Below are 12,782 nucleotides of genomic sequence, written 5' to 3'. Positions count from 1 at the left end.
TGTCCAATGACGCTCGATCTTGGAGATGCGACTCGTCACATTTCCGATGGTGGCGTATGGGAAAATGAAGACGGCAACCGCTTACTGATTCTCAACCGCTTGCTGACTTCATGCGTAAATCCGATGTGACGTGTCCAAAATGCCAAGCCGGCTATCGCCGGATCGAACTGACGTCGAAGGGCGGCGCGGCAGGCGAGTTTTTATGTCTGGTTTGCCATGAAGTTCTCGAGAGGATGGACGGTTCGACCGACATCGCTTTCCGGCTGACGGTACAGCCCAATACGAATTCCTACGCGTTTTAGGACCGGCGCCCTGAAAGCGTACGGGGAGGAACGCTACTCGCCGCGGATGTCGCTCGGGGCCTTGTTGGTCCAGCGGTGAAACGCGCGCCGGAAGTTTGCCGCATCGCTGAAGCCGAGCGCCAATGCGATATCGTCATTGGCCAGCGTCGTGTTGCGGAGATATTTCAGCGCGATCTGGGTCCGCAGTTCGTCATGTAGCCCCCGGAAGGAAAAGCCCTGCTGACGAAGTTGGCGCCGCAGCGAGCGATCGTTCATGCCGAGCTGCTTGGCGATCGCCTCGAAGGTCGGGGGATTGGCGATATCGCGAAGCAGGATGGCGCGGATTTTTCCGGCGACGCCGGTCCGCAATCTCAAGTCACCAAGCAAGTCGTCGCAGAGGGCGACGATGGTCGGATAGGTCGTCCTGTTGCCGAGATCCGCGCTCCGGTCCAGCAACTGCGCCTTGAAGATGATCTGGTTGGCCGGTTGATCAAAGCGCACCGGGCACCCGACATGATCGAGCGGAAGCTCGAAGTCTTGTGCCTGCGGATAGGCGAGCGTGACTTCGGAGGGAGCGAAGCCTGGTCCCATGATGTCGCGCATCAGCGAAATGTGGATGCCGATCTGCATCTCGGCGACGAACCGGTAGAGCGCGTAATCGGCATGTGCGTGCAGATTGGGCTCGATGGTCCATCGCGCATGGGCCTTGTCCTCGGTGAATTCGATCGTCGCCAGCGGCGCGGCGAGCGCGTGGTAGCGCATCGCGAATTCCATTGCCTTGCGAAAGTCCGGGCAGCACAGCAACGCATAGCCGTACATTCCGTAGGTTGAGATGTGGATCGATGCGCCGATGCGATAGGGCAAGTGACGGTCGGTCGACAGGCGCAGTGCGTTTTGACAAACCGTCATCAGCTGCGTCAGCGAAATCCGCGCCTGCGGTGAGTGCGCGTCGGCCAGCGGAATGCGGGTGTCGCGCAGGATGGCGTCGGCCGGGACGCCGGCGCCCGCCAGCATGTCGAAGACAGCGCCGAGCTTGGTCGTCTCATAGACCTTGTCGCCGGTGCCGACGCTCAGGATATCGTTGCGGGAGCCCACAGGCCTCTTCAGTCGCGTGGTTGGTTGCAAAGTGAACCAGCCTTTCCTTCAGTCCGGAAGCCGTGCGCCGCAAACCTGGCCCGAGTGGATTTCCGTTCGCGAGCCCTTGGAACATAGCCGGTTCGCGCCAAAACCCAAGACTCGTCAATGGATCTCACTTGTTGCGAAGCAGCAAAGTGGGCGCGGAAACGCAGACTGCGACGAGGGCGGCAAAACACCGGTTGCCGTCGATGACGGCACTCTGTCCGGTTCAGACCCGGCTCCTGTCCGTTTCGGACCTTCACAAATCTCGGGCGCCACGCGACGCTTCGTCCTAATGTCACACGGTCAGACCGTCGTGATGCAGCACGTCAGACCACACGATCCGCTCGCTTAGAACTGCGGACGCAACGGTCGGAGGACATGCCAGGTCGAGGGAGGCTTCCATGGTCGGAAGACTGATTCAGACTGCCCAATCCGCCTATCACTATCCGCTCATCTTCAAGCAGCTATGGCATACGCCGAGCGTGCAGGCGCCGGACCAGGAGATCGTCTATCGCGATCTCAAGCGTCAGAGCTATCGACAGACCAGGGAACGGATCGGCCGCCTCGCCTCGGCGCTCAGCAAGGCAGGCGTCGAGCCCGGCGATACTGTCGGCGTGCTCGAATGGGACAGTCATCGCTTCCTCGAAGCCTTCTTCGCGATCCCGATGATGGGGGCTGTGCTGCAGACGGTGAACGTCCGCCTGTCGCCGGAGCAGATCGCCTACACGATCGATCACGCCGGCGCATCGACGCTGCTGGTCAATGAAGAGTTCGTCGGATTGCTTGAAGGCATCAAGGCGCAGCTGCCCAAGGTCAAGCGGATGATCGTGATGTCGGACAAGCCGTCGCCGCAGACCGGCAACCTGTCCTTCATCGGCGAATATGAGAACCTGCTTGCCGCAGCCTCGCCAGACTACGAGTTTCCCGATTTCGATGAGAACACCCAGGCCACCACCTTCTACACGACCGGCACCACCGGTCTGCCCAAGGGGGTCTATTACAGCCACCGCCAGTTGGTGCTGCACACGATCGCCGGGCTTGCGCTGTTCGGCATGGCCGGGTCGCAGGGACGCTTCTCGCGCGACGACGTCTACATGCCGATCACGCCGATGTTCCACGTTCACGCCTGGGGCTTTCCGTGGTCGGCGACGCTGGCCGGTACCAAGCAGGTCTATCCCGGCCGCTACGAGCCGGCGATGCTGGTCAAGCTGATCAAGAGCGAAGGCGTCACCTTCACCCACGGCGTGCCCACCATCCTGCAGATGCTGCTCAACGCCGCCACTGCCGCCAAGGTCGATCTCCACGGGCTCAAGATGGTGATCGGCGGCTCCGCGTTGCCGAAGGCGCTGGCCAAGCAGGCGATGGAGGCCGGTATCGACATCTTCGCGGGTTACGGCATGTCGGAGACCGGCCCGCTTGCCGCGGTGTCCCATGTTCAATCCAGGGATCTCAGCGGCGATCCGGACGGCGAGGTCGAATTCCGCACCCGTGCCGGCATGGCCGGGCCGCTGGTCGATCTGCGCATCGTCGATCCCGACATGAAGGACGTGCCGCATGACGGCAAGTCCGCCGGCGAGATCGTGCTGCGGGCGCCGTGGCTCACTCAGGGCTACTTCAACAATCCCGAAGGTTCGGAGCAGCTCTGGGAGGGCGGCTATCTGCACACCAGCGATATCGCCGTGGTCAGCCCGGGCGGCTACGTCCAGATTACCGACCGGATCAAGGATGTGATCAAGACCGGCGGCGAATGGGTCTCCTCGCTGCAGATCGAGGATCTGATCTCGCAATGCGCCGGCGTGGCCGAGGCCGCGGTGATCGGCGTCAAGGACGAGAAATGGGGCGAGCGGCCGCTCGCGCTGGTGGTGAAGAAGCCGTCGGGTGCCGACGGCCTCAGCGACGACGCCATCAAGGACCATCTCAAGCTGTTCGCCGACAAGGGCGTCATCTCGAAATACGGCATCCCCGGCAAGATCCTGTTCATCGACAGCATCCCCAAGACCAGCGTCGGCAAGATCAACAAGAAGGAGCTGCGCGAGTTGTACGGCGACATGTGACGGCTCAATACAGCCGGGAACGGATCGAGGAGGACGACATCATGAGCAACCTCACTTTGGCTGGCCTCGGCGAGCACGTCGGCAAAGAGCTCGGACTTTCCGATTGGGTCGCGATCGATCAGCAGCGTATCGACAATTTTGCGTCCTGCACCGGCGACCATCAATGGATCCACGTCGATGTCGAACGCGCGAAACGGGAGAGCCCGTTCCGCGGTCCGATCGCGCATGGCTATCTGACGCTCGCGATGGTGGCGCCGCTGGCGATGCAGGTCGGGATCATCCCGCGCGATGCCGCCGCCGGGTTGAACTACGGGGTCGACAAGGTGCGCTTCCTGGCGCCGGTGCCATCAGGCGCGCGGGTGCGGCTGCGGGTGGTGCTGTCCGGCATCGAGCCGAGGGACGGTGGCCAGGTGATCATGAAAACCCTGAACACGCTGGAGGTTGAAGGATCGGAGAAGCCCGCTCTGATCGCCGAAACGCTGGCGCTTCTGATTCCCCCAGCGGGAGCCGAGCAATGAGCACGGAAAATCGCAGCCCGGATTCCCCGGCGTCTGACATGTCCGAGGCGGCGTCCAGGAACACGTTGGCGCTCAATCCACTGGTCGGCATCCAGGGGCAGGACCTCGTCGAGGGCGCCGGCATCCTGTTCAAGGCGGTCATCAACGAGCCGAAAGTCGCGACCGAGCAGTGGTTGTCTTTCGTCGGCGAGCTCGGCTCGATCGTAGCCGGCAAGTCCGAGCGCGCGCCGAAGGCCGGCGACAAGCGGTTTGCCGATCCGACCTGGAAGGAGAGCTCGCTGCATTCCGGGCTGCTCAAGGCCTATCTGGCGTGGGGCGAGGCGGTCAACGGCCTGGTCGACAAGACCAGCCTCAGCGACATCGACAAGCAGCGCGCGCATCTGATCACGGATATCCTGATCGATGCGGTCGCGCCGACCAACACCATGCTCACCAACCCGGCAGCAGTCCGCAAGTTCATCGACACAGGCGGGCAAAGCCTGTGGAGCGGCCTGAAGAACTACATCGGCGATCTGACGCAGAATCGCGGCATGCCGTCGATGGTGGACATGAACGCGTTCAAGGTCGGCGAGAACCTTGCGACCACGCCGGGCGCGGTGATCTTCCGCAACGAGCTGATCGAGTTGATCCAGTACACCCCGACGACGCCGAAAGTCAGGAAGCGGCCGCTTTTGATCACGCCGCCGCAGATCAACAAGTACTACGCGCTCGATCTGTCGCCGGACAAGAGCATGGTGCGCTTCCTGCTCGAAAGCGGCTTCCAGGTCTTTGCCGTGAGCTGGCGCAACCCGACGGCGGCGCATCGCGAATGGGGACTGGACACCTATGTCGCGGCGCTCGACGAGGCGGTCGACGCGGCGCGCGAGATTTCCGGCAGCGCGGACATCTCGATGATGGGATCCTGCTCCGGCGGCATCACCTCGACCGCCTATTTCGCGACGCTCGGCAGCGCAATCGAGAAGAAGATCAAGAACCTGGTGCTGGCGGTCTGCCTGCTCGATCCCAATTCGGCCGAGGAGAGCACGTTCGGCTGCCTGATGACGCCGGAGACCATGCGCGCGGCCAAGGCGTCCTCGCAGCTGCGCGGCATCGTCGATGGCCACGATTTGGCGCGGATGTTCGCCTGGATGCGACCCAACGACCTGATCTGGAACTACTGGGTCAACAACTATCTGCTCGGCAACCAGCCGCCGGCGTTCGACATTCTGTACTGGAACGCCGATACGACGCGCCTGCCGGCGGCGCTGCACGGCGACTATCTCGATCTCTATTTCTCCAACCCGTTCGTCAACGCCGGCAAGCTGACGCTCAACGACAAGACCATCGACATGAGCAAGGTCAAGGCCGACAGCTACGTCGTCGCCGGGGTGACCGACCACATCACGCCGTGGAAGGGCGTCTACAAGACCGCGCAGATCATGGGCGAGGGCACCACCTTCGTGCTGTCGAACAGCGGGCACCTGCAGAGCCTGCTCAATCCGCCGAGCAATCCGAAGGCGTCGTTCATGATCGGGCCGATCTCCAAGGACAAGCCCGACGCGTTCATGGCCTCGGCCGAGAAGCGCAAGGGCAGCTGGTGGCTCGATTGGCGCGACTGGCTGCAGGCGCGTTCGGGCGACGAGGTGGCGGCGCCGGCCTCGCTCGGCAGTGCGCGCTATCCATCCCTCGGCGCGGCACCGGGGACCTACGTCTTTGATTGACGATCTCACCAGTGGCGACAAGGCCGGGCCGGCGGCGGCTGCGCAGCACGGCGCGATCGAGACGCGGCAGATCACGATCGACGGCCAATTGCTTCAGGTTGCGATCCGGCACGGCGGCGGCAGCGGGCCGCCGCTCTTGCTGTTCAACGGGATCGGAGCCAATTGGGAGCTGGCGAGGCCGTTCCTCGATGCGCTCACCGGCACCTCCGCCATTATTTTCGACGTGCCCGGCGTCGGCGGATCGCCGAGGCCGGCGTGGCCCTATCGTCCGTCGACCTTGGCGCGGCTTGCCGCTGGGCTCGTTGCGGAGCTGGGCTACGCCGAGGTCGATGTCGCCGGCGTGTCCTGGGGCGGTGGCATCGCGCAACAATTCGCGCATCAGTTTCCGAAGCGCTGCCGCCGCCTGGTGCTTGCCGCGACCGCGCCCGGTTTCACGATGGTGCCGGCAAGCCCGTCGGTGCTGTGGAAGATGGCAACGCCGCGCCGCTACACCGACAAGGGCTACATGAAGACGATTGCGGCCGACATCTATGGCGGGGCGTTTCGCGACGATCCGTCATTGATCGGCCGGCATGCCGCCGCGATGCACGGCGCGCGCAGCATGGGTTACTTCTATCAGCTGCTCGCGATGACCGGCTGGACCAGCCTGCCCTGGCTGTGGTCGCTGCCGCAGCCGACGCTGATCCTGATGGGCAGTGACGATCCGCTGGTCCCTCCGGTCAACGGTCAGATCATGGCGAGCCTGATCCCGAACGCCGAGCTGTGCCTGATCGACGACGGACATCTGTTCATGGTAACGCGGCCAAAGGAAACCGCCGGCCTGATCGAGGCGTTTCTGGCCGACGAGAGCCGTCAGGCCGCATCGTCATCGCTGCTCGCGCGAACGACGAGCTACTTCAGGGATCTCGTTCCAACGTCCGGAGGCGGACGGCAGAAACCTTAGACACAGCAACCAGGGAGGATATCGTGACCGACAATACCTCTTACATCGACATGCTGCGGAAGTTCGGCAGTGATCTCGGTCTGCCGAAGCTGAACGTGGACGAATTGCTGCAAGCCCAGAAGAAGAACCTCGAGGCGCTCGGCCAGAGCGCGAAGGTTGCGGCCCAGGGCGCGCAATCGGTGGCGCAGAAGCAGCGCGAAGTGATCGAGGCGGGTTTGCGCGAGGCCTCGACCTTGGCGCGCGAGTACAAGCCGCTCGGCAAGATTCATGAGAACCTCGCTCTGCAAACCGAATTCGCGCGGAAGGTGTTCGATATCGCGGTCAAGGGCGCGCAGGACAGCGCGTCGACAGCGCGGCAGTCGACCACGGACGCGGTGAAGATTATCCAGGACCGGATGAAGGAGAACTTTGAGGAGTTCCGCGCCAGCGTCCGCCCGAACAAGTCAACCTGACCTCACGATGAGACGAATCCCGGCAGGGCGCGGGTCCTGCCGGGAGCGCGGGATAAGGGCGAGCCATCGCCATGCATCAGGGAGGACATCATGGCCAACGCACAGGCGACACGGTCTGCCAAGCCGGATTACGCGCCGCCGCCGATCAATGGCGATTTCTACGGCATTGCCACTGTCCTCAATGACAAGGAGCGCGCGCTGGTGCGGCGTGTGCGTGAGTTCACGGAGGGTGTCGTCGCGCCTGTGATCGAGGAGTTCTGGAGCCGCGACGAATTTCCGTTCGCGATCATCCCTGACATGGCCGAAATCGGCATCGGCGGCGTCGGCTACCAGGGCTATGGCGCGGCCGGCGGCAGCTGGCTGCTGAACGGCTTTGTCGCGATGGAGCTGGCGCGGGTCGATTCCTCGGTCGCGACCTTCTGGGGCGTGCACACTGGGCTTTCGGCGGGCTCGATCTATCTGTGTGGGGACGAGGCCCAGAAGCAGCGCTGGCTGCCGGCGATGATGCGCTTCGAGAAGATCGGCTCGTTTGGTCTGACCGAGCCGCTGGTCGGCTCGGCGACGTCGGGCGGGATGCTGACCACCTGCCGACGCGAGGGTGACGTCTGGATCCTCAACGGCCAGAAGAAGTGGATCGGCAACGCCACCTTTGCGGACATCAACGTGATCTGGGCGCGCGAGGAAGGCTCCAACCAGGTCAAGGGCTTTGTCGTGGGCAAGGACAATCCCGGCTTCTCGGTCGAGAAGATCAAGACCAAGATGGCACTGCGCGTGGTGCAGAACGGGCTGATCACGCTCAAGGATTGCCGCGTGCCCGAGGCGGACCGGCTGCAGAACGCCAACTCGTTCAAGGACACCGCCAAGGTGCTGCGCATGACCCGCACCGGCGTGGCGTGGTTCGCTGTCGGCTGCGCGATGGGCGCCTATGAGCACGCGCTGCGTTATGCGACCGAGCGCCAGCAGTTCGGCAGGCCGATCGGCGGCTTCCAGCTGGTGCAGGATCTGCTGGTCCGGATGCTCGGCAACGTCACCGCGACGCAGGCGATGATGCTGCGGCTCGGACAGATGCAGGACGAAGGCGTGATGCTGGATGAGCACGCCTCGCTGGCGAAGGCGTTCTGCACCGTCAAATGCCGCGAGACCGTCGGCTATGCGCGCGAGCTGCTCGGCGGCAACGGCATCCTGCTCGAGAACCATATCGGCCGCTTCGTCGCCGATGCCGAGGCAATCTACTCCTATGAGGGCACCCGCGAGATGAATACCCTGATCGTCGGCAAGTCGATCACGGGACTGAGCGCCTTCGTCTGAACCGTTGCGAAAGCATCCAACTCCGTCATTGCGAGGAGCGTCAGCGACGAAGCAATCCACGTTTCCACATGTGGTGAAATGGATTGCTTCGCTTCGCTCGCAATGACGTGGATAGGGCTACGCGATTGCCTTTATTCCGCCGGCGGCAGGCTGCCATGGCCGGCTTCGGCGGTTTTCCGCGGCAGCATGCCGAGGGCGACGATCGCGGCGGCGAAGCCGGCGGCAGCGCCGACGCCGAGTGCCCAGCGCGGGCCGAGGTGATCGGCGACCCAGCCGACGATCGGGGCGCCGATCGGCGTGCCGCCCAGCGCCACGCCGAGCCGCAGCGCCATCACGCGCCCGCGCATCGCAGGCTCGGTCGCGAGCTGCATCAGCGCGTTCGAGGTGTTGGCGACGGTCAGCGCGGCGACGCCGATCACGACCAGCGCGGCAGCAAACAGCCAATAGTTCGGCGCCAACGCGGCGAGCGTGCAGCCGAGGCCGAAGATCGCTGATCCCAGCATCAGGGACGAGAACCGCGGCTGCTCGCGGCTCGCGGCCAGCAGCGCGCCCGACATCGTGCCGAGCGCCATCACCGACGACAGTAGGCCGAAGCCACGCGCATCGGTGTGGAACACGCCGACCGCCATGGTGGAGATGAAGATCGGAAAGTTCAGTCCGAAGGTCCCGATCAGGAACAGCATGATCAAGGTCGCCCGGAGATCCGGGCGGGACCAGACATAGTGGAAGCCCTGCATGACGCTGCCCTTGGTGGGATGCGCCCGCGCGTTCGGGCGCAGCTCGGGGGTGCGCAGCAGGGTCAGCGAGGTCAGCACCGCCAGGAACGAGGCGCCGTTGAACAGGAACGCCCAGCCGGTGCCGACGGAGGCGATGATCAGGCCGGCGACGGCGGGGCCGATCATGCGCGCGGCATTGAACGAGGTCGAATTCAGCGCGATTGCATTCGAGAGGTTGGTGTCGCTGACCAGCTCGGCGACGAAGGTCTGGCGCACCGGCGCGTCGAGCGCTGCCGCGCAGCCGAACAGAAACGCGAACACATAGACGTGCCAGAGCTGCACCAATCCGGTGACAGTGAGAATCCCAAGCACCAGCGCGAGCGCGCCCATCGTCGCCTGGGTCGCGATCAGCAGCTTGCGCTGGTTGAAATGATCGGCGGCAAAGCCACTCCACGGCATCAACAGCAACTGCGGGCCGAATTGCAGCGCCATCACGATGCCGACAGCGGATGCGCTATGTTGTGTGAGCTGGGTGAGAACCAGCCAGTCCTGGGCGGCGCGCTGCATCCAGGTGCCGATGTTGGACACCAGCGCGCCGGCCGCCCAGACCCGGTAGTTGAAGCTTGCGAGCGATCGAAAGACGCGTCTCATGTTCGCTGCGGATCATTCCCGCCGTGAAACCGTCCGAACCGCCGCGCCAGGAACAGCCCGATCAAGAGGCCGCCGAGACCGAGCGCTACGACGTCGCTTGTCGTTCTCAAGCCGAAGTCGCCAACGCGGCAGACCAGCAGATATCCGACCGCGAGGTTGAAGAAGCCCCACACGATGTTGACGGTCGATGACGACAGGCCTTCGCCCGGCGGCTTTGCGAACGGGCTCTGGAACGGTTCGCCCATCATGCCGGCGACGACGTGCGGAATTGCGTTGGTGAGGAAGGCGCCGCCGAAGAAATAGGCGACGAGGTCAAGCCAGTTCATGCGCGTTGGTCCTTTCAAGCAGATCGATGATCGCCTGCGTCGAGCCGGTTTCGCCGAGCCGCGGGAACACCTGCTCGATGCTGTAGTCATGTGCGTTGGGCCGTGCATCGGTCATGGCGTCGATCGCGAGCGTGACGTTGAAGCCGGCCTCATAGGCCTGCCGTGCCGTGGATTCGACACCGGTGCCGGTCGCAACGCCGGCGACCACCACATGGTTGACGCCGCGGGCGCGCAGCTGCTTCTCGAGATCGGTGCTGGCGAACGCGCCCCATGTCCGCTTGGTCACGACGATGTCGCCCGGCTGCCGGTCGAGCTCCGGAACCAGGTCGGCCCAGCCGTCGGGAAATTGTCCGCTGTGGCGCGGCCGCTCGGTTCGCCCGGGCGCCGTGCCGTCGACATTGACCAGCACGATCGGCAGTCCACGCCGCCGAAACGCATCGATGAGGGCGCAGGCGCGCGCCACGACGTCTCCGAACGGATGCACGAACGGCGCGCCGACAAGCCCCGATTGCAGATCGACGACAATGAGGGCGGTGATCGGATCGAGCGTCGTCAGAGCCATCATCGTCTCCTGTTCTCGCGATTGGCGCGGCGCGGCCGGCATCAATCCGCGACCAGCCGTTTCAGCAGGCCGACGGCGGCGGCGAGTTCATCCTGCTCCCGTGCCGACAGCCGCGCGGCGATGGTGCGCGACAGCCAGTCCTGCCGCGCGGCACGGCCGGTGCGCAGCCGCTCGCGGCAGCTATCGGTGAGCGACATGATGGTCTGGCGACCGTCGTCCGGATCGGGCGCGCCGCGGACCAGGCCCGCTGCCTCGAGCGCCGATATCGCCGAGCTCATCGACTGCGGACGCATGCCTTCGGAGCGCGCCAGGCTGGACACGGTCGCGGGGCCGGCCTTTTCGAGGCGCAGCAGCACCGCGACCTGGGACGGCGGAAGATCCTCACGCTGCCCCTGCTCGCGCAGCCGGCGCTTCAGCGTTCCGATCAACAGGCGAAGGTCTTCGGCGAGCGCGGATGTGCGCGCCGAGCCGGTACGGGCCGCTGCATTGTTCATGTCGATGAGGCTAGCAGATATGAAGGTAAACTGTAAAGATTGCCTTCGCAGATTACCTTCATATTCCCGTGATCGTCTGTGCCGTCGCAGGGCATTGTTGGACGATGCTGCAAAATCTGAACGGCGCCTGAACCCGGCTCCGGAGTGAATCACATTAGATTTTGTTGTCTTCGTGCGCGCGGTTGTCGATGACTGCGCTTGCGCTCACAACGTGGCGTATCGTCCCCGCGGTGGCTCGCGGAGTTGTTTGGAATGAAGTTTGATGTTCGTTTCACGGCGATCGGCGTGTCGATCGTCCTCGCTTGCCTGGCGCAGCCGGCAGCGGCCCGGACCTGTGAGGCGCCACCGGCGCTGACATCGGTCGATCCTCCCGGCTTCTACCAGAACGCAAGCGGTTACGCGGACGCCATCAAGCCGCTGCATGCGTTCATTGCGCAGGTCAACAAGGCCGCCGATGAACGCGACCTCGATTGCGTGATGGACTTGCTCGCAGGCTGGGCGAGCGGAAGTGCGCTGCTGACGATCGGGGCGAACTATCAGGGCGATTTCGAACGCTCGTGGGCCGGGACCGATTTCGCGCTGGCGTTGCTGCGCTTCCCCAACGCGTCCATCAAGGCCGACCATCGATTCCAGCAGATCAAGCCGTGGCTGATCCGGATTGCCGAGGAAACCCGCGATGCCGATCGCATCAACCACCTCGGCAACAATTTGGTCTATTGGGCCGGGCTCGATCTGATGTCGATCGGCACCCTGACGGATCGGGCTGATCTGGTCGATGCCGGCATTTCCCGGGCGCGCCAGGGCATCAGAGATATCGGTGCCCGCGGCGAATTGGAGCGCGAGTTGAAGCGCGGCGAGCGCGCGCTGCACTACCATAACTTTGCGCTGACCCCGCTGGTGTTCTGCGCCGAACTCGCAAGCCGCCGGAAGATCGACCTCTATGCGGAGAACGACGGAGCGATCCGTCGGCTCGCCGACCTGATCGTTCGCGCGGTGCAGGACGAGCGCAGCTTCGGCGCTCTCACCAACGTTCCGCAGCAGCTCTTCCCCTGGACGTTCCAGGGAGACCTTGCCTGGATGGAGCCGTATTACGCCCGGTTTCACGATCCGCGCTTGCCGCCAATTCTCAGCTCGAGAAGGCCTTTGAATAATCCGAGGCTCAGCGGCAACGTGACGGCAAGCTGGGGCGCGCCCCTGCCGGACTAGGCGTCGGCCGGAGATGCGCAGTATCCCGATGACGCGCGCTATTCGCTCTCGCTGGTCGCCGGCGTCGCGTACATGTCCCGTGCGCGCCGGGTCACGGCCGCATAGCGCGCGGTCGCGCTGAGGCTCATCAGGCCGGCGCGCACCAGTCCGAGAATGGCGCGGCGCGAGTGGAACGGCCCGGTCTTGCTCGCGGCATATCCGCGCGGGTAGAGCTGCAGGCGGCCGGCCAGCGCTTCCTGCAACGCCAGCTTCTGGGTCGCGCTCAGGCGCCGGCGCCGCGCAGGCTTTTCCGCTTCCGCCAGCATGAGCTCGGTACCCAACGATTTCCGTGGCGCGGCCTTCATTGTCAGCTCACATTCCGGCCGACGGGCGCGACCTTCCGCGAGGCCCGGCGACCGGCCGGCATCGCCATGGACGCCGGCATGTGGCACATCATGGCTTGCGCTGTTACT

Annotated in this window: 14 protein-coding genes; 8 read left to right on the top strand and 6 right to left on the bottom strand. The window is 64.3% G+C overall.

Going from position 1 to position 12,782, the window contains the following annotated elements; translation table 11 throughout:
• Window positions 1–6: 6 nt before the first annotated feature.
• Complete coding sequence (locus ACVIGA_RS18065) at window positions 7–129, top strand: hypothetical protein (RefSeq protein WP_456667408.1); 123 nt, start codon at window positions 7–9, stop codon at window positions 127–129.
• Between the two features lie 206 nt (window positions 130–335).
• On the opposite strand, the gene ACVIGA_RS18060 is transcribed toward ACVIGA_RS18065, so the two are convergent.
• On the bottom strand, window positions 336–1,376 hold the full coding sequence (locus ACVIGA_RS18060; RefSeq protein WP_456667407.1) for an AraC family transcriptional regulator: 1,041 nt from the start codon (window positions 1,374–1,376) through the stop codon (window positions 336–338).
• A gap of 425 nt (window positions 1,377–1,801) precedes the next feature.
• Between ACVIGA_RS18060 and ACVIGA_RS18055 the strand changes: the two genes are divergently transcribed.
• From ACVIGA_RS18055 to ACVIGA_RS18030, 6 genes are all read left to right on the top strand, one after another.
• Entirely contained in the window at window positions 1,802–3,454 is a 1,653-nt protein-coding gene (locus tag ACVIGA_RS18055) for a fatty acid--CoA ligase (protein WP_456667406.1), read from the top strand.
• 41 nt (window positions 3,455–3,495) lie between these two features.
• Window positions 3,496–3,972, top strand: coding sequence for a MaoC family dehydratase (locus ACVIGA_RS18050; protein ID WP_456667405.1), 477 nt, complete (start codon window positions 3,496–3,498; stop codon window positions 3,970–3,972).
• Window positions 3,969–5,672: an alpha/beta fold hydrolase gene (locus ACVIGA_RS18045; protein WP_456667404.1), complete on the top strand. Its 1,704-nt coding sequence runs from the start codon at window positions 3,969–3,971 to the stop codon at window positions 5,670–5,672. The genes ACVIGA_RS18050 and ACVIGA_RS18045 overlap by 4 nt, the downstream gene beginning before the upstream one ends.
• Complete coding sequence (gene phaZ, locus ACVIGA_RS18040; RefSeq protein ID WP_456667403.1) at window positions 5,665–6,615, top strand: poly(3-hydroxyalkanoate) depolymerase; 951 nt, start codon at window positions 5,665–5,667, stop codon at window positions 6,613–6,615. Before ACVIGA_RS18045 ends, phaZ begins: the two co-directional genes overlap by 8 nt.
• A gap of 23 nt (window positions 6,616–6,638) precedes the next feature.
• On the top strand, window positions 6,639–7,067 hold the full coding sequence (locus ACVIGA_RS18035) for a phasin family protein (RefSeq protein WP_223974793.1): 429 nt from the start codon (window positions 6,639–6,641) through the stop codon (window positions 7,065–7,067).
• A gap of 90 nt (window positions 7,068–7,157) precedes the next feature.
• On the top strand, window positions 7,158–8,375 hold the full coding sequence (locus tag ACVIGA_RS18030) for an acyl-CoA dehydrogenase family protein (RefSeq protein ID WP_456667402.1): 1,218 nt from the start codon (window positions 7,158–7,160) through the stop codon (window positions 8,373–8,375).
• 131 nt (window positions 8,376–8,506) lie between these two features.
• On the opposite strand, the gene ACVIGA_RS18025 is transcribed toward ACVIGA_RS18030, so the two are convergent.
• The 4 genes from ACVIGA_RS18025 to ACVIGA_RS18010 are packed head-to-tail and all read right to left on the bottom strand — an operon-like array spanning window position 8,507 to window position 11,124.
• Window positions 8,507–9,742 carry an MFS transporter gene (locus tag ACVIGA_RS18025; RefSeq protein WP_456667401.1) on the bottom strand — a complete coding sequence of 412 codons (1,236 nt, stop codon included), beginning with the start codon at window positions 9,740–9,742 and terminating at the stop codon, window positions 8,507–8,509.
• A complete protein-coding gene (locus ACVIGA_RS18020; RefSeq protein WP_456667400.1) occupies window positions 9,739–10,068 on the bottom strand; it encodes a hypothetical protein in 330 nt (109 codons plus the stop codon). Before ACVIGA_RS18020 ends, ACVIGA_RS18025 begins: the two co-directional genes overlap by 4 nt.
• Window positions 10,055–10,630 carry an isochorismatase family protein gene (locus ACVIGA_RS18015; RefSeq protein ID WP_456667399.1) on the bottom strand — a complete coding sequence of 192 codons (576 nt, stop codon included), beginning with the start codon at window positions 10,628–10,630 and terminating at the stop codon, window positions 10,055–10,057. Before ACVIGA_RS18015 ends, ACVIGA_RS18020 begins: the two co-directional genes overlap by 14 nt.
• A 41-nt stretch (window positions 10,631–10,671) precedes the next feature.
• Entirely contained in the window at window positions 10,672–11,124 is a 453-nt protein-coding gene (locus ACVIGA_RS18010) for a MarR family winged helix-turn-helix transcriptional regulator (protein ID WP_456667398.1), read from the bottom strand.
• Between the two features lie 252 nt (window positions 11,125–11,376).
• Here ACVIGA_RS18010 and ACVIGA_RS18005 point away from each other — a divergent pair, with 252 nt between their 5' ends.
• Entirely contained in the window at window positions 11,377–12,330 is a 954-nt protein-coding gene (locus tag ACVIGA_RS18005; RefSeq protein WP_456667397.1) for an alginate lyase family protein, read from the top strand.
• Between the two features lie 38 nt (window positions 12,331–12,368).
• Here ACVIGA_RS18005 and ACVIGA_RS18000 read toward each other — a convergent pair whose 3' ends face one another.
• On the bottom strand, window positions 12,369–12,650 hold the full coding sequence (locus tag ACVIGA_RS18000; protein WP_456667396.1) for a hypothetical protein: 282 nt from the start codon (window positions 12,648–12,650) through the stop codon (window positions 12,369–12,371).
• Window positions 12,651–12,782: the final 132 nt, after the last annotated feature.

The sequence above is a fragment of the Bradyrhizobium sp. USDA 3240 genome, from assembly GCF_054063295.1.
The sequence above is the reverse complement of the archived record's forward strand: the minus strand, read 5'-3'. Positions and strand labels throughout refer to the sequence as shown.